Origin of the sequence: Microcystis sp. M179S2, from assembly GCF_020245805.1 — a bacterium.
GTDB classification, from domain to species: Bacteria; Cyanobacteriota; Cyanobacteriia; order Cyanobacteriales; family Microcystaceae; genus Microcystis; species Microcystis aeruginosa.
The window spans coordinates 1-17681 of record NZ_JADBUE010000210.1; the positions used below are offsets into that span (position 1 = coordinate 1).

Genomic DNA, 17681 nt, shown 5'->3' on the forward strand with positions numbered 1-17681 from the left:
ATCACCCTCACCGCCATCACCCTCACCACCATCACCTTCACCATCACCCTCACCGCCATCACCCTCACCACCATCACCTTCACCATCACCCTCACCGCCATCACCCTCACCACCATCACCCCACACCCCACACCCCACACCCTGCCCCCACGAAAAACTTTTTGCCGCAAGCCCTAAGTAAAAAATTTTTATAAACTTCTTGACAAAACCGGGGAGATAAATGCTAATATTAAAAAGGTCTGTCCAATGGGGATTAGCCAAGCGGTAAGGCAGCGGGTTTTGGTCCCGCCATTTCCTAGGTTCGAATCCTAGATCCCCAGTTTAGTATTTTTTATCCCCAATCGGCCAATGATCGAGAATATCCTCGATCAAAGCTTCCTTTAGCCAAATACGACCGATAAGCGTCAGGGGAACCGCCAGAAATAGCCCTAAAAAGCCAAAAATCGAGGCGAAAAACAACTGGGCCAACAGGGTAAAAGCGGGTAAGAGCTTGAGCGACCGCACTGTTAAAATCGGCAGCGGTGAATGACGGTCGAAATATTGAATTAACAGATAAATACTGCTGTAGAGCAGTAAAACCGCCCAGGGTTGCCAGGGAGCTTCCAGAAGGGCGATAGAAAAGGGTAAAATCGTGCTTAAAACTGGCCCGAGGTTGGGGATAAAGGTGAGAAATCCCGCGAGAATAGATTGGGAAAAAGCGAGGGGAATGCCGATCAGGGATAGACCCAGGCAACTGCCCAAGGTCATAATCAACATATGACAGAAAATCCCTTTCAGCCAAGCTTTTAAATCTTGATCGCACTGTTCTAGGATCGATCGTACCCTAGAACGGTAGAAAGCAGGAAATAAACGCAGAAAACAACGGTAGTAAGCGGCAGGATCGGCGAGAATCATCAAGCCCAGGGCAACAATTAGCAGTAAGCTGAGGATAATGCCGAAAGTACCGTAAAAAATGCTTAAACCCCGGCCAGCAATTTGGTTAATCAGGGGTTGTAATTGAGCGAGCAGTGTTTTAAAGTCAGGTAAGACAGTGGCCAGACTAGGATCGAGATAATCCTCAAGACTATGGACTTGTCCCCAGAGTCTTTCTATAGCTTGGGGTAATAAACTAAATAATTGGCGAAATTGTTGGACTAAAGCGGGTATAATCCCCACAAACATACCGATAATACCAATAAAGAAGCCAAAAAGAGTGATAATTAGGGCGTAGGAACGCTTGAGGTGATGACGCTGCCACCAAGTCACAGCCAAATTTAAAATCTGAGCCAGAAGAATCGCCATCAATAATAATAAGAGAATCTGTCGAATCTGCCAGAGAATCAACAGACAAAAGACTAACAGAACTAAACCGAGGCTGCTGCCAAAAGTCATGATGAGTAAGGAGAAAAATTCCTAATCAGTTATTGTCCGTCTCCAGAGGGCAAAAACCGTGAGCAGAAAAGGAGTAAAAACCAGAATTAAAGTGTTAAGAGGACTGGGAGCGATCGATAATAAAGGGGCAAGATATTTAATTCCCAGGGCAATCAAAGCCGATATCAAGATTATTTTTATAATAAAGCCGCTCATAGATCAATGTTTAGGTGACACCAGCACTATCTTATCCCTGAAGAGGTTAAAAATTGCTCAAAATGTGGAAATCATACCCCATCAGTTTTATTAATACTAGGGCGAAGGGGCTAGATTTTCTGGGGGAGGTCGGTTCTGAGGGAACGGGAAAGTGTGAGACAATGGAAAGAAAAGGCTTGGTCAATTAACTAGAGATATTCATTGCTAGGACTTAAGACTTAATGGCAAGGATGAATCTTGACAGCAAGATTTACCCTGTCCACCGCCCCTATCGTGCCGCAAATAGTCACCGTGATCACTTTAACTCTTTTACACCCCAGTCAAGCCACGCCCCTACAACATTGGCAATTTGACAATGATCAATCAACCATTCTCATCGGCAGGGCGCTGGATAATCATGTAGTTCTCTATAGTGCTGTGGTTTCGAGGCGGCACTTAGAAATCCGCCATAATGATGATCACGATGATTGGGAATTGGAAAATTTAGGGGCAAATGGGACGTTTGTCAATGGCAAACCGATCGAGAAAACCGCCGTCGTCGATGGTATGGTGGTTCGTTTAGCCACCTCTGGCCCGCAAATTCAAATTCGTCTCATCGATGAGGACGAGCAACCAAAATTAATCCTCAAACCCCTAGAGGCTCCTTTGGTGGGCGACCAAACCCAGCCAGAAAAGGATACTATCGCCAGCTAGAAAATATTAAATTTTTATAAAGTTTTTTCAATTTCCCTAACAAAATGTAAAAATAGATACAGAATAATAAATAAGATCTTTTCATTTGTTGTCCCTATATAGGGACGACAAGGGGGATTAAAGTCACTTTAAAGCATTGCAGGGAGTCGGTGATATGACGTTAGCCTATCGAGGAGTTAAGTACGAAAGGGATTCTCTCCCCTTGGAGATGAAGACTGGAGATATCGGCGGTAAATACCGAGGTCAAGACTGGAATCACCATTATCCTCGCCATATGCTCCAATTAGAACCGAAACTGCATCGTCAGTATCGTGGAGTTGCCTACAGCACCCGTCCTCATCTTGCTGGGCAAGTCACCCCAAACACTTGTCCGTTGCCCGTTGTCAAACCCCCTGTTGTTGTCCAAGAGGAAACCCTTTCTAGCATCCATCTGAACAATATTCGTCTTCGTCTGGAACGTCGTTTACAAATCGCTCAAGAGAATGGTGACGAAACCCTCGTTAATCTCTTGAAAAAAGAATCCCAAGACTTAGCCTTAAACTGCTAAATTAGCAGTTTTTTTACCACTTTCCCCCCGGTTTTGCTGGGGGGAATATTTTTGGGCGCAAAAATGCCTAAATCTTCCCCCCGCTCACTCCCAGGGCCGGCACTTTTTGATTTTAAAAAAGCCTCAAGATATTATCCAACAAGATTTTTAGATTTATGCAGCCAACCCCAATTAGATTTGCGTAAAATTTAGGCAAAAAATCTTTTTTTTCCTTGGACAAAGTCGAAAAATGTTAAGAATTGTGTGCGATTGCCCTGTAGTCCATCCCGAAACAAGCTATAGTGCTGGAAAGGTCAAATTGGAAAAATTTGGCTTTAAACCCTATCTGCGTAAGAACTTCAGGAGTTTGCGTCCAGTAGTCTGTTAGTATTACATAACTTTAACTCAGGCTCTGTAAGACTTTTAGCTATAGCTAGTACAGATATACATAGAAGTCCAGTCATAAATTTGCCGAAAATTCCTCCCAATAGTTCCTTCAACTTTCCTACACTTTTAAAGAATTATCTTTCTTTTCTGTCTTTCGATGTTTGCTAATATCGGTGATAGTAACAAATTAATAGCTGATTTGGCGGATTCTAATGTCCTAACAAAAATCGGTCAATGGACGATAGTTTGGGGTTCTGTTATTTATGATCACGATCCCAAAAGTCAAGTCTGGGACAATATTATGTGCGTCGCTAAAGGTCAAAATCTAACAACAAATAATCCTCAATATGTAGTGGCGATTGCAGCGACAAATCCTCAGTCTGTATTTGACTGGTTACAGGAGGATGTTAATACCCACAATATGGTTCTCTGGTCTAGCACAAACCCAGAACAAGGTCATATTTCTGAGGGAACAAATACGGGATAAAAATTTTGCAAGGAATGAAAAATTCAAGCAATTTATCACTCTTATAATTCCTGACTCAGGAAATACAAAAACAGCCCAAACAACCAAGATCACCATCGGAAAATCTGAACTGGAAAATAAACACCATGAAATTAGAAGACATCATTCAACAAAACCTCGTTAAACCCATTGATTCCTTAGCAGGAGACTCCGAACTTTGCCGAGAAGTTCAGACCCGTTTGCAAGTTCTCGGATTGCTTCCTGCTAATGGTGTTGATGGCATTTATGGACCCCAAACAAAACAAGCCTTTGAGCAATTCAAACAAAAAATCAAAGAAGGCGAATTGGATACCTTGGGAGCATCTTCGGCGAAATTTTTACTAGAACTTAAAGAATTACCAGGGGGTAATAATTTAATCTCCAAAGCTCAAGCCGAATCTATCTACAGTAATGTCATTAGCGATGGACAATTAGCAGACCTCAATTCTTGCTTAAATCGCTTTGACATTAACACTCACCCCCGAATGTGTCATTTCTTAAGCCAAACTGCCCATGAAAGTGGAGGCTTGAAATGGATGAAAGAACTCGGTAGCGGTGAGGAGTATAACGGACGGAAAGACCTAGGAAATATTTATCCAGGAGATGGTCCCAAATATAAGGGAGCAGGCGTTATTCAACTAACGGGACGCAGTAACTATCAAGCTTTTGCGAATTATATTCATGATCCGAAAGTGATGGATGGAGTTGACTATGTTAGTACCACCTATCCTTTTACCAGTGGCGGTTTTTGGTGGCATAACAATAACATGAATGCTCTTTGTGATCGCGGTGCAACGGTGGAAGAAATCACCCGACGAGTCAATGGTGGTCTTAACGGACTAGCTGATCGTCAGGCTTACTACGAAAAAGCGATCAAAGTTTTTCCTGTTTAGCGATGCTTGTCCTACATTTTCCGCCAATAGCTGTTCTGGTGCTAATTTTTACACCTCTAATGATGGGGTAAATTGGGGTCAACTTAATCAAGTTAAAAAGAGCGGTCATCCCTTTTTTGTGAAATTTGTGTTGTGACCATTACCTAGATTTGTCTAAGATACGACAAATCAATTCACAGTTGGAGAAAATTTCAATGCCTACTTACGATCAACAACAAACGCTTTTCTGTCTTTCCATGTTCGCTAATATCAGTAATAGCGAGAAAGTTATTACAGATTTAGCCAATCCTACGGTTCAAGGAAAAATTGGTCAATGGACAATTCTTTGGGGTCCTGTTATTTATTATCATGATCCTAAAAATCAGAACTGGGATAATATTATGTATGTGGCAAAGGGAGAAAATGCCGAAACCAATAACCCTCAATTGGTAGTTGCGATCGCTGCTACGAATCCGAAATCAGTTTTTGACTGGTTACAGGAGGATGCTGCTACCCATAACATGGTTTCCTGGTCAACGCAATTCCCCGAACGCGGAAAAATTTCGGAAGGAACAAATACCGGAATTACTATTCTGCAAAACCTGAAAGATACCTCTAACCGCTCCCTGTTAGAATTTTTGACCCAGGAAATTCCCAGCCAATCTGACCAACCTATTGAAATCATTACCACCGGCCATAGTTTAGGTGGTGCATTATCTCCAGTAATGGCATTATGGCTGTACGAAAATCAAGCAACCTGGAACCATACTGGTAAACAAATCACCGTCAATACCCAATTTTCTGCCGGAGCAACTCCAGGGGATCAAACCTTTTCTGATTACTACGGAAATACGGAGCCAGGTCTCAATCAAAGCAGCCGAATCTGGAATAGTTTGGATATTGTTCCCCATGCTTGGAATATTGAGCAATTACAGCAGATTCCTACCTTGTATCAATCTTGTAATATTCCTAAATCTTCGAGAATTGCACTATTAGTTAATAGTCAAATTCAGAAAGTGAAAAACTGTAATTATCTCGCCTTAAATCCCAGCACTTTTGCCATGAAAGGTGAATGTGGCGTTTTTTCTCAACCGCAAACAACTCCCCTGAAGCAATTTCTGCAAGAAGCCTATTTTCAGCATATCCAAGCTTATTTCAATCTTCTGGAAATTGACTGGCCGCTGACGGAAAATGTGGCTGATTCTCTCACGCTAACAGAGCAAGATTTAGATGATATTGCCACTAAGTTAAGCTAATTATTCTATCGCTAAACAGTCGGCAGTGGGAATCGGCACGACTGTAAATGGGGAGGAACAGAAAGGGCTAATATTTAAATTATTCACTTCTGACCTCTCAAGTAATTATCTTTAACTGTAACTCAATTAACGACTTGAAAAAGTCAACAATACTCATCTTCATCAAGGAGAAAATTATTATGGGTGCTGGATTTCACATACAAATTGTCAACGCTACGCCATATAACATCAATCAAGTAAAATCCCACAGTTACCAGATGGAGTGGGAGCCATCTTCTCAGATTAGTCCTAATTCCTTTACTCAATTTTATGCTGAGTTTAAAGAAACAGTAGGTCATGACAGTATAGATGATGCGGGTGATGTTGAATATACCCTTGAGGGGGTAAGTAACTTTAACTTTACAATTAGTGCTAAAAAGAGTGGAGTTCACGGACTATCAACGCCTGTCCCCTCAGAAGCAGGTTATGGGGTTTTAGTTGAATGGCAAAATATTCCCAATGGTCTTTTTGTTTATCCTACTCCAGATACTACTAATACATCTGCTGTAGGATGGATTCATGATGGAGTAGTAACGATCGCCCTTGGTTATTTCCCTAGTAATACCCAAAACCCAATTAGTTCCTATCCAACCCCTAATTATGGCAGTGGCGGATTAGCAGATGATCAAAGTGTGTTACGTCCTTCCGTATTACACTGGGCTAATAATTGGATGGAATTATTTGCCCCTTGTATTCAAAACCTTTGTCTCAATGAGTTAACCCTGCCTGGTACTCACGATGCCTCAACTTATTGCGCTGGTAGTATTAGCCAATCATGGGTACAAACTCAATACCAAAACATCAATCAGCAACTTAGTCAAGGTATTCGCGCCCTTGATCTCAGGTTAATGCTTAGTAGTGGCTCAGGGGATAATCAATTTGTTATGTGTCACGGGAGTTTTGCTCTCCCCCTGACTTTAGTAGATTTTCTCAATCAAGTAACGCAATTTTTAGCTGATAATCCCCAAGAATTTGTTATTCTTGACTTACATGATTTTGAGGGAAATTGGACAAGCCAAACCTATCAAGATTTATCTAATCTGATTATCAACACTATTGGACAGGATAAATTAATTCCGCCCTCTGGTATTTCTCAACCCTTAAAAGACCTTTGGCAAACTACTGGCCGAGTTGTAGTTGGCTCTCTCGAATTTCCTGATAGTATGTCTGATTGGTTAGCACAAAATACACCCTTTTGGAGCAGTTCTATTAAACAATATTGGTGTGGTACAAGTGTAACTCTTTGGTCAGACGTGCAGAGTTATTTACAACAACAAATTGACGCTATCAACCAACCTAATAATTTTCTCTGGTCATTAATGGCTCAGTATAATTATGAAGGTGCTTATGGAGTACCAGCTAATGTGCCTAAAGAACTCTCTAGCTTTTTCGCTGGTTTAAATGGCATCAAATCTAACATTATTGCCACTGATTGGTGGAATCGTGTCAATACTAGCACTGGACAACTAGAAACCACTGTCAATAATTTTTCTGCTCTCATTAATGGAGTCCCTTTAAACATTTTAAAAGGGTATCGACGGGCAAATAACTTACCCCTATGGTAACTGCCATTAGATAGGCGATCGCCCCTAATTGAGCCTAGTTATCCTAAATCTCTGATACAGTCGGCAGTGGGAATCGGCACGACTCTAAATGGGGAGGGAAAGAAAGGGAAAATAATTAAATTATTTACTTCTGACCTCTTAAGTAATTCCCTTTAATTTCAACTCAAAAGGAGATAATCATGTCTTTTCCCTACACTCAATGTATTTCGGCAATCACTATTCCTGCTGGTGAATATAAGAACTATACTTTTGTCGTCGCTGCTTACCAAAGTGGGATCTCGGTTGGGCAATTTTCACCGAATCCAACCCCACCAAGTTATACTTTAGGGGGGGTGAGTAATCTTGATAATAATGGTGCCAGTACCACTGCTATTGAGTTTCTGCTTGATTACAGCAACACTGACTATTCACCACCTTACTATTTTGTGTACGGATCTGAAGACGAGAATATTTGGCTTAATAGCATTAATCCCGCTACTGGAGGCAGCCACTTCACAAGTAGTAATGTCACGACTCAGATCGCTTCGGAAAAACAACCCGATGCGCCAATTGCCGGACTTTTCTATTATTTCCCCGAAAGCCTTCTTTACGTGGCAGCGTCTAATGGCAACCTCTACTGGTATTCAGTCACTTGGTCTAACGGCGTGCCGAGCTTGTCTTATGTGGGTTCAAACACATCTTATAACGAAGATGGAGCGTCTGGAGCGTCCGTATCTCTGACCTTTTTCCCTGCGAACACGCTAACTAATTACGATTGTCTGTTACTCGGCGGTGTGAAAGAAGCTACGGGGGTTATCTTCAATGCTCAGAACCCATCTTCAACTCCTATCCTTTACGGTTATCACGGCGGATGTACTGCAACTGACGTTTGTAAAGGACCAAATGGCATTTACTGGGCAACCCCGGCTGGCGGTTTACACTATCAGCCCTATAGTGGTTTCAATGCCTCGTTAAGTCCTATTTGGACAGTACCCAGTGGACAGGTCATTTTATCTTTGGCCTACTCACCAAACGCCGGTAATGCAGATCCGGGAAATTATCCAGAGGGAGCAATCTTTATTGCCACGGCTCCGTCCAACCCATCTAATTCCTCTATGGGCAGTATCTGGGTTGTTGATGTCAAGAGTAATACGGCGGGCAATGCCGCCCAACAGGATGCAACCATCTCAGGGTCCCCTTGGGCGATCATTGCTGATGCCAATCTGACTTATATGTGTGCAACTGGTTCATGTGGTGTTTTCCTAAGTACCTTGGCAGCTTATAATCCAGAATCAAATATTCCTGAGAATGGAATGTTAGTACCAAATCAGGTGACTAGCGGTGTTGGGCATACCTGGATCAGTGATCTTGTTTCCGCCGCCGCGTTGGTTTTTGGCGTGGTGACAGAGGATCCCGTTGCTGTCGGTTGGGCAGTTGCAGGTATTGATGCTGGGGCAATCGATTCCAAAACGGGTTATTAAGCGAATAGGACGCTATAGTACCAGTTGGTTGGTGTGAGGAAAAAAACCAAACTTTCCTCAACCAACCTAACAATCTCTTGAATCAAAAAAACTTAATAAAATATTCAAGGAGGTCATCAATCTATGGTTTTATACCGATGCAAAGAAAGCTATACCATCACCGTCAAAGATGAGGATGGATCTTTTTTATGGAATTTTAATAACTTTCCCTGCGATTTTGTCGGAGACAGACGGGGTGAAGCCGATATGGGAGCTATTCCTTTTGAGTTTAAACCCTACAATATACCTCTAGTGGTTGCCAATGCTAGATTGTTTTCTGTCTTGGGTTTTGATGATCCCTCTTGGGTGGGAAGTCCCTTAGATATTCATCTCTGCTTTGCGGATAAGAATGGGATGCAGTCGATTACTTTAATCCCCAATAAAACGGCGGGTTTTGAAGTGATTGAAGACAGCGAACGTTGTAACATCCTTCGTCATGTCTATGATAGTCGTTCCTATTTTGAAATTTTGTTAGGGAGTACACAAGAAAACGCGGATACGGATACCATTTGGCTACATACTATGAATGTCTATCAAGACTAACCATTAAAGCGGATTCGCTAACTATCAACTTGAATTGGCTTATTCATCCAGTGGAAGTCGAGATATTAAGCGATCGCCTAGCTCAAGACTAATAAAAACGCTGAAAAAATTAACAACAGGAGAAACAACGATGACTGGTACTAATTCCACTAGCCCAAATTATGTAATCGTCACCGATCAATATTGGGATGGTTTGGCTGATAATCCCCTTGGTGCCACGGAAATTCGCGTCGAAAATGGGAATATCACTGCGATCGCTACAACAGTCGATCACAGCAACGCTCAAATTATTGAACTAAAAGGACACACCGTTACCCCTGGTTTCATTGATTGTCATGTTCATATCACCTTCTGTGAAGGGGATCCTACAATTCCAGAAAATCCTTATATGGTGACAGTGCCATTAATGACCCTTTATAGCTTAAATCCCCTGAAAATACTGTTAATGAACGGTTTTACTACTGTAAGGGAAGTGGGTTGTCCCGATCCAGAATTTATTACCGTCGATCTCAAAAAAGCGATCGCCAATGGCTGGATTATTGGACCAGATCTATTGGTAGCACCTCACCTGATTTCAGCCCAAGGAGGACATGGTGATTTTACCTCTTTAGTTGCTTTTCAGTTCAGACCAGAAAAATTTGAAGTAGCAGACGGAACAGCAGAAATTATCCGCATAGTACGGGAAGAAATTCGCTCAGGAGCAGATTGGATTAAATTCTGTGCCACAGGGGGTTTTAGCTCTCCTACGGATGATCCGAGTCAAACCACCTATTCCCAAGAGGAGATGAATATTCTGGTTAGTACCGCCAAAGATTTCGGTATTTCTGCTTGTCCTCACGCTTATGGAGGGGAAGGGGTTCAACGTGCTGTTAATGCGGGGGTACGTTCCATTGAACATGGTAATCTTGCCAGTTCCGAGACTTTGCAATTGATGGAAGAGAAAGGAGTTTATCTGGTACCAACTCAATACACTGTTTTAGAAAAAGCTCGCAATGCCAATAATCCTGAATATTGGAAAAGTCGTTCTCCTTGGCAACACGCTAAATATCAAAAATATGCCTCTCAACTGATTGCTTGTGCTGATAATTTAGCTAAAAGTAACGTTAAGATTGCTTTTGGTACTGATGCGGGAACTTTTCCTCATATAGATAACTGGAAAGAGTTTCCGGCGATGGTTCAAAATGGTATTACTCCTTTACGCGCTTTAAAAGCAGCAACTACTGTAGCGGCTGAATTATTAATGCAGCCGAATATTGGTGCGTTAGCGGTGGGGAAATTTGCTGATATTATCGCTATGCCGGGTAATCCTTTTGAGGATATTAATGTTACTGGTAACGTTGATTTTGTGATGAAACGGGGAGTCATCTATAAACAACCATCGGGAGGACAAGTATAATGGTTTTGTCATCAAATCTCTGGAAGACACCAGTAACACTGCTGACGGGTTTTTTAGGTGCGGGTAAAACTACTTTACTTAACTCCATTCTTAAGGGTAAAAGTGATCGCCGTTTCGGCATACTGGTCAATGATTTTGGTAGTCTTAATATTGATCAGATGTTAATTAAAAATAGAGACGATGATCTAATCACTCTTGAGGGAGGTTGTGTTTGTTGTAGTTTACAAAATAATCTGGTTAATTCTCTTCCCAAAATCCTATCTCTCCGTCCAGATCAGATTTTAATTGAAGCCAGTGGAATTGCTAACCCTTATACCCTGTTACAAACCCTAAAGCGTCCAGTTTTAAGTAGAATAATTCGCTTGGAAAGCATTATTACCCTAGTTGATGCGACCTATCTACCCCAAATTTGTGAACCATCTGGAAAAATTAACTATCAAGATTTGCTAATTGATCAAATTTCGGCTGCTGATATTGTGGTTCTCAATAAAATTGATTTGATTGATGAAAAAGCACAAATTAATGCTAGTCAAATTATCCAAAAAATAGCACCTTGGGTGCGTTTGTTAAAAGGGAGTTATGGGGATGTTTCCCTAGATTTATTATTAGGATTTAGGGACTCATTTCCCGTTCATTCTGTATCTAGTCAATTAAAATCTAATCACTCTGATAACTTTCATACTTGGAGTTATGAAAGTGTTCGCCCTTTTAAGTTATTAACCCTGGGAAAAATATTAGGGAAATTACCCGTAACTGTATGGCGAGCCAAGGGTATTTTATCTACTGTTGAACATCCCAATAGAGGAGTAATTTTGCAACAAGTGGGGCCGAGAATTACCTTAGAAATAGGCGAAGAATGGGGTAATAATCCACCCTTTACCCAATTGGTATTAATTAGCACGGAGGCAATGAATACAAAAATATTACAGCAGCAATTAGATAGCTGTTTAAGAGTAGAGGATTTTGAGGTAAATTTAAAAACTCAAACCAAAGATAATTTGATTTTAAGTAACGAAATGTAACAAATATATCACAATTATCCAGGGTCAAACGTTTTACTAATGTGACAACGAGAAAGTGGCTAGAAAGTTATCAAAAAACTGGGTTTAAAACCTCCTCCTTCTAGGGGAACTTGATGTTAGAATTTTAGTAATCTAGAAAACCCGCCCTATCCTAGAGAAAGTCCTGCAACGGGTTGACGATGAGTAAGGGGAAGCTGACGGCCGCGGGGAACTCCATGCTAGAGGCAAAACATACCTTGGGTCGGTATGTATCAACAAAATTGAATTAGTCTCCGGAGGGCATACGGAGGAGAGATAGCCTTTTCATTCTATTAATCAATCTAAAAAGTCCCAAAAAATATGATAACTTCCACTCCAGTCAAAAAAAATGACGATGTTAACGCCTTAAATGCGGATATTAGGGAAGTTTTATTAGAGGTTTTGCCGATAATTTCTCCTGAATTACAACTAGAACTCACTAAGTTAGTTCAACAGATTCATCACCTGAATTATTTGATTTATAAAAAAAGTAATAGCTGGAAAATTGGTTGGTTTATTTTTAACAATGATCCAACTAAATTGATTTTGTTATTAGAGGAAATTAAATATATATTGCTCATGGCAAAAACTAATAAAGTCGGAGTTGATGCTATTCGAGGATTCAGAATTAATCTAGAAAAGGAAATTAATAATAGTCGCTATTTTTTATGGGGACATATTTTAAATGGATTTAGTTCTATCTATTCTACAAGATCAGTCCCATTCAAAATATTTTTAGGTTTATCTATTACAACTTTTTTATCTATGATTGCACTCAAATTTTCTGCTCAAGAAATTTACATATTTGATGATAATTTACACCAGAAACACTCTCAAGAGGAGGCACTTATTTCAAAACCATTACCTCAAGCAAACTCCCCAGTACCCATTCCTTCTAGTAGTTATTCAGAACAGTTAAAATCATCGAGTGATACGATAAATCCTAATCGGCATATATTTTATGGTTTAGTTTATGCGGCAACAGCAGGAGTGTTGGGAAGTGTTGCGAGTATTTTACTCAGAATTATCGACTTTACAGACAAAAAATATGACGACCCCCTCATTCCTCTTTTTATTGGTTTGTTTAGACCCTTAATTGGTCTAATTTTCGGTATTTTTATCTTTAGTTTAATTAGCTCAGATACGTTGATTAAAATTGATTTTATGATTACCCAGGATAAAAATTCTTCTAGTTTAATAACAAACAAAGCCCGTCAGGATTTATTTATCTTTTCCTGTGCTTTTTTAGTGGGATTTAGTGAAAGATTTGCCTCAGATTTACTTAAAAAAACTGAATCTGGATTAATTGAAAAATAATTTTATTGGCTAAATTATACGGACCTTTGCGGATTCAAGACATACAATAACAGCAGTGGTCAAAGGGATTTATTTTCAGTTAGGAAAAGATGGGGGGCAATCTGTTTAGAGTGGGTTCCTGCATAATACTCTTTCACTAGCTTTTTTAATTCTTGTTTGGCCGAGTTAAGCAGGTCCGGTTCTCTGTATTTACTTTTATTTTGTTTTTGGCCGAGACTATTTAAATTATACGCCTTGGCTACCGCTGCTAAATCTCCCAGAAACCAAGATTCTAATTCATGGCAAATAATCCGAATTAAGACTTGAGCATCACTGGCATTTTGACAAATTTCCCCTAGGTCTTTTTTGAGTTTTTGACAGTCGTGGGAATCCTGATCGTGAACAATAATAAATTTGGTATTGGGACTAGATTTATTGAAAGCTTTGAGTTTTCTAGGAATAGATTTTGCTAGGTCTTGTTTACCTTGATGACTAATACATATATAGCTGATTTCTGGGGGAATAAGCTTAGGCAAAAGTTCTTCTAACACATTTTTTATAGATGACTCTTCTAGCAAAAATACGATATCATAGTTCATTAGGGTTCTACTCCTTTAAACCAGCCTTGATTCCAAAGATAGCCGGGTAAATCGCCTGCCGCTACTAAGTTTTTGAGGATTTCGCTATCGGCAGCCCTATGGATTTGGGTGATACCTTGGGATTTAATTAGCCAGAAAATACTAGCTAGTGGAACCGCGTTGATAAAATCGGGGGAGTGGCTAGAAACAAATACCTGACCCCCCTGATCGCTATAGTGGGCGAATTCTTCGGCTAGTTCTTTTAATAAAGTAGGATAAAGTTGGTTTTCTGGTTCTTCGACACAGAGTAGGGGATGAGGATTGGGATCGAATAGTAATATTAAATAAGCGAATATTTTCATAGTCCCGTCAGAAACATAGCGATCGATAAAAGGGTCTTTAAAGGCCTGATCTTGAAAACGTAAAATCAAGCGACCGTCTTCGGTTTCTTTGGCTTCCACAGAGGAAATACCCGGAACTCGTTGTTTCATTTTTTCGAGAATTTGCTGAAAAATTTTGGGATATTGTTGATAAATATATTGAGCAACTGTAGCTATATTGTCGCCAGTAGGGGATAAGTGTTCAGCATAAGATATTTCTTGACTTCCTCTAGCTTCGCTAATATGAAAGTCAGAAACGTGCCAATTTTCAATCAGAGAACGAAAGGCTGTAGCGGCTTTAAAACGTTGAAATTGTCCTAATCCTTTGATTGCTAGTATGTCGTTAGATTCTAGCTGTTGTTCTTCTCGATCGAGTTCTTTATCCGGTTTACTAAAATCTTCTTCGTTGGTGATAGCATATCCTTGGCCAAGTTGAAAATCTAAAAAATGAAAAGGTTTACCGTGTTCACCCCTTTTATAGCGAAGTATTTCGCGTTTGATAACGGGGCGATTATTGTTTTGTCCAATTATGATTTGATAAGTAACCAGACGTTCTGTATCTAAGATTTTCATGCGAAATTGCAGCTCGATTTCAATATCTTCCTGTTCTTGACCTCTAGTGATAATTTCTCTATAACCGCCGCGAATTTGTAAAGCTTGGCGAATGTTGTTTTTAAGGGCATCTCGCAGAAACCCAAAAATATCAAATAGAGTAGATTTTCCCGTGCCGTTAGCTCCAATAATCACGCAAAAAGGGGGAATATCTCTTATGTGTATATTTTTAAACATACGATAGTTTTTTATTTTAATAGAAACAATTTTCATGATATAATCGAGTCATTATAGTTTTTTTGATTATACGATTGATCAGGTGAAGATTGATCAATTAGCCAAAAAAGCCAGAGATTAGGTTCTCTGGGAAATTGGGGGGTAAATCAGCTAGAAACTAGAGAAGCAAGCTCAACAATCACAGAATCCCGTCTTAGCTTCACCAGACTCAACACAAGTTGCCCAAAATAGCGTAAATTGTCTATAAATTTGTTCAACGACTTAAATTAGTACAAATGTTTGACTGTATTATCATCGGTGCGGGACCAGCAGGAGCGACGGCGGGTTATCATCTAGCTAAAAAGGGACGATCGATCCTAATCCTCGATAAAGTTAAATTACCCCGTTATAAACCCTGTGGTGGGGGGGTATCCCCGGCAATTAAGCAGTGGTTTGATTTTGACTTTACCCCCGTGATCGAGAATACCGTCACGCAAGTACAGTTTACTTGGAAACAGGGGGATGCCGTCACCACTAAGTTAAATATGCTAGAACCGATGTGGATGGTACAAAGGGATCATTTCGATGATTTTTTAGGTCAACAGGCGATCGCAGTCGGGGCAACCATCCAAGATAACAGCGAAGTTACCCAGATCAAATTCGTCCAAGATCACTGGCAAGTTACCACATCCCAAGGAACATTTTCAGGCAAATATCTGATTGCTGCCGATGGTGTTAGGGGCAATACCAGTCGCTGGTTGGGATTACCGGCGAAAAACGAAGCGCTCGGTGCTACTCTCGAAATTACTAACGCAGGGGCTACTATTCCCCCCCAAAAAGCTTTTTTTGATTTTGGTTCCCTAAAAAATGGCTATATCTGGGCTTTTCCCAAGTCTAATGGTTACACAATTAGCGGCGCTTGTTTTAAGGGCAGCATCAAATCCGAGGAGCTAAAAAAACAACTGTTAAATTATGCCCGTCAAAAGGGCTGGAATTTAGAGGATTATCGCTATGGTGAGTATGCTTTAGCCCTTTGGAACGGAAATCAACCGCTACACGCCCAAAATGCCCTAATTACAGGGGAAGCGGCGGGGATTCTCGATCCGCTCATCGGTGAGGGTATCCGTCCGGCAATTTTGACGGGAGTTAAGGCAGCCGAAGCGATCGATCGAGCTTTAGCCGGAGATAATCGGGCTTTAGCGGGCTATAGTCGGATAATTCGGGAAGAATGGGGGGAAGATATGGCTTTAGCAGCCAAATTAGCTGGTTTATTCTATCAATTTACCCAAATCGCTTACAATGTCGCCGTTAAACGGCCGATCGCCGGTCAACTGATGGGACGTATTCTCGTGGGAGATTTAAAATACCGGGATGTTACGGAACAAGCGATGCAACAATTGAAAAAGCGTTTACTGCCCGGATTCGGTTGGTGATAACACCTCACGCACCAGGGTGGGGGTGACTCGATCGCTAATGGTGACTTGGCCGATCGCCGTTGGTAAAATAAATCTAACTTGGCCATCTTTAACCTTTTTATCGGCAGTGAGAGCATTTACCATCTCATCGGCATTTAAAGGCGGAATACGGGTTTCTAAGGCGGCTTTTTCGATTAGATCGGTTTGACGTTGATTTTCCCCGGCGGTCCACATTCCCAGTTTAACAGCGATCGCTCCTGCCGCCACCATCCCCAGGGCCACCGCTTCCCCGTGGTTAACGCTAGTATATCCCGTTAAACTTTCAATGCCGTGGGCGATCGTGTGACCATAGTTTAAGATCGCCCGCAAACCCGCTTCTTTTTCGTCTTTGCTTACCACATCTGCTTTAGCTTGGCAAGACTTTGTAATAATTGTTTGCAATAGCTCGCCATCGATCTGAGAAAAACTAGCTAAATTGTCCGAGTCTTCTAACTGTTGAAATAACTCAGCATCCCAAATTACACCGTATTTAATCACTTCTGCCATTCCTGCCCGAAATTCTCGCACGGGTAGAGTTTTAAGCACGTCAGGATCGATCAGAACTAATTTCGGTTGATAAAACGCCCCGATCAGATTTTTGCCCTGGGGATGATTGACACCAGTTTTACCCCCGATGGAAGCATCCACCATCGCTAACAGGGTGGTGGGAACTTGGACAAAATTAACGCCCCGTAACCATGTGGCTGCCGCAAATCCCGTCATATCCCCGATTACACCACCACCGAGGGCAACCATAGTCGAGGAACGTTCCAACCGGTGAGCGAGGGCGCTATCATAAACTTGGGCGATCGCATCGAGGGTTTTATAATTTTCGCCGGCGGGGATCAGATGAGTAAAAACGACAAATCCCGCTTTTTCTAGAGAATTAACGGCTATTTGCCCGTAATAGTCAAAAATTTCGGGATTAGAAACCAATAAAACCTTTTTACCTAAGTTTAACTGGCTCATTTCTCCACCGAGATTAGCTAAACTGTCCTTCTCGATCAGAATATTATAGGAGCGATCGGGTAAATTAACGGGAATACAAATAGCCATAGGGTGTGGGGTGATGTTTCAGTGATCAGTAAACAGTAAACAGTAATCAGTAAACAGTGATCAGTAAACAGTGAAAAGAAAGTGGGAAACTGCCATTTAATACTACTCACTTAATACATACTGCTCACTCGGAGCATCTCACCTTTGTAACCCCTAAATCAGGTTTTATGTCAAACTATTTTGAAAGCCTTACTAGAAACCAGTTTTAGGGACAAGTATAATTACTCACTTGCATAAATGAGATGCTCCCTGCTCACTGAAA

Annotated in this window: 17 protein-coding genes and 1 tRNA gene; 13 read left to right on the plus strand and 5 right to left on the minus strand. The window is 41.0% G+C overall.

The window, feature by feature from the left end; translation table 11 throughout:
- Positions 1 to 247: 247 nt before the first annotated feature.
- A tRNA-Gln gene (locus IM500_RS13035) sits at positions 248 to 320 on the plus strand.
- Position 321: 1 nt separating this feature from the next.
- Here the strand turns inward: IM500_RS13035 and IM500_RS13040 are convergent.
- Both IM500_RS13040 and IM500_RS13045 read right to left on the minus strand, forming a co-directional pair.
- Positions 322 to 1371, minus strand: coding sequence for an AI-2E family transporter (locus IM500_RS13040; RefSeq protein ID WP_190719555.1), 1050 nt, complete (start codon positions 1369 to 1371; stop codon positions 322 to 324).
- Positions 1372 to 1392: 21 nt separating this feature from the next.
- A complete protein-coding gene (locus IM500_RS13045) occupies positions 1393 to 1566 on the minus strand; it encodes a hypothetical protein (protein ID WP_190719552.1) in 174 nt (57 codons plus the stop codon).
- Positions 1567 to 1857: 291 nt separating this feature from the next.
- Between IM500_RS13045 and IM500_RS13050 the strand changes: the two genes are divergently transcribed.
- The 11 genes from IM500_RS13050 to IM500_RS13100 all read left to right on the plus strand — a co-directional run bounded on the left by IM500_RS13050 (position 1858) and on the right by IM500_RS13100 (position 13204).
- Complete coding sequence (locus IM500_RS13050; protein ID WP_190719567.1) at positions 1858 to 2259, plus strand: FHA domain-containing protein; 402 nt, start codon at positions 1858 to 1860, stop codon at positions 2257 to 2259.
- A 154-nt stretch (positions 2260 to 2413) separates the two neighbouring features.
- Positions 2414 to 2806 carry a DUF4278 domain-containing protein gene (locus IM500_RS13055; protein WP_287738620.1) on the plus strand — a complete coding sequence of 131 codons (393 nt, stop codon included), beginning with the start codon at positions 2414 to 2416 and terminating at the stop codon, positions 2804 to 2806.
- A gap of 523 nt (positions 2807 to 3329) precedes the next feature.
- Positions 3330 to 3659 (plus strand): hypothetical protein, encoded by a 330-nt coding sequence (locus tag IM500_RS13060; protein ID WP_190719549.1) that lies wholly within the window; start codon positions 3330 to 3332, stop codon positions 3657 to 3659.
- 125 nt (positions 3660 to 3784) lie between these two features.
- Positions 3785 to 4570, plus strand: coding sequence for a hypothetical protein (locus tag IM500_RS13065; protein WP_002799158.1), 786 nt, complete (start codon positions 3785 to 3787; stop codon positions 4568 to 4570).
- A gap of 194 nt (positions 4571 to 4764) precedes the next feature.
- Positions 4765 to 5805 (plus strand): lipase family protein, encoded by a 1041-nt coding sequence (locus IM500_RS13070; RefSeq protein WP_287738623.1) that lies wholly within the window; start codon positions 4765 to 4767, stop codon positions 5803 to 5805.
- A 179-nt stretch (positions 5806 to 5984) separates the two neighbouring features.
- On the plus strand, positions 5985 to 7409 hold the full coding sequence (locus IM500_RS13075) for a phosphatidylinositol-specific phospholipase C domain-containing protein (protein ID WP_287738624.1): 1425 nt from the start codon (positions 5985 to 5987) through the stop codon (positions 7407 to 7409).
- Positions 7410 to 7588: 179 nt separating this feature from the next.
- A complete protein-coding gene (locus IM500_RS13080; protein ID WP_052277384.1) occupies positions 7589 to 8869 on the plus strand; it encodes a hypothetical protein in 1281 nt (426 codons plus the stop codon).
- Between the two features lie 123 nt (positions 8870 to 8992).
- Entirely contained in the window at positions 8993 to 9451 is a 459-nt protein-coding gene (locus tag IM500_RS13085; RefSeq protein WP_190719540.1) for a hypothetical protein, read from the plus strand.
- Positions 9452 to 9581: 130 nt separating this feature from the next.
- A complete protein-coding gene (locus IM500_RS13090; protein ID WP_190719536.1) occupies positions 9582 to 10847 on the plus strand; it encodes a metal-dependent hydrolase family protein in 1266 nt (421 codons plus the stop codon).
- Positions 10847 to 11869, plus strand: coding sequence for a CobW family GTP-binding protein (locus IM500_RS13095; RefSeq protein WP_287738626.1), 1023 nt, complete (start codon positions 10847 to 10849; stop codon positions 11867 to 11869). Before IM500_RS13090 ends, IM500_RS13095 begins: the two co-directional genes overlap by 1 nt.
- Positions 11870 to 12208: 339 nt before the next feature.
- The gene (locus tag IM500_RS13100; protein ID WP_287738628.1) at positions 12209 to 13204 is read left to right on the plus strand and encodes a hypothetical protein; all 996 of its coding nucleotides are present in this window, start codon (positions 12209 to 12211) and stop codon (positions 13202 to 13204) included.
- Positions 13205 to 13263: 59 nt separating this feature from the next.
- On the opposite strand, the gene IM500_RS13105 is transcribed toward IM500_RS13100, so the two are convergent.
- Both IM500_RS13105 and IM500_RS13110 read right to left on the minus strand, forming a co-directional pair.
- Positions 13264 to 13782 (minus strand): DUF4276 family protein, encoded by a 519-nt coding sequence (locus IM500_RS13105; protein ID WP_287738629.1) that lies wholly within the window; start codon positions 13780 to 13782, stop codon positions 13264 to 13266.
- A complete protein-coding gene (locus IM500_RS13110) occupies positions 13782 to 14966 on the minus strand; it encodes an AAA family ATPase (protein WP_287738630.1) in 1185 nt (394 codons plus the stop codon). The genes IM500_RS13105 and IM500_RS13110 overlap by 1 nt, the downstream gene beginning before the upstream one ends.
- A 239-nt stretch (positions 14967 to 15205) precedes the next feature.
- Here IM500_RS13110 and IM500_RS13115 point away from each other — a divergent pair, with 239 nt between their 5' ends.
- Positions 15206 to 16342 (plus strand): geranylgeranyl reductase family protein, encoded by a 1137-nt coding sequence (locus IM500_RS13115; RefSeq protein ID WP_190719521.1) that lies wholly within the window; start codon positions 15206 to 15208, stop codon positions 16340 to 16342.
- On the opposite strand, the gene aroB is transcribed toward IM500_RS13115, so the two are convergent.
- Positions 16319 to 17419 (minus strand): 3-dehydroquinate synthase, encoded by a 1101-nt coding sequence (aroB, locus tag IM500_RS13120; RefSeq protein ID WP_190719518.1) that lies wholly within the window; start codon positions 17417 to 17419, stop codon positions 16319 to 16321. The two genes, IM500_RS13115 and aroB, sit on opposite strands and share 24 nt — an antisense overlap.
- Positions 17420 to 17681 lie beyond the last annotated feature (262 nt).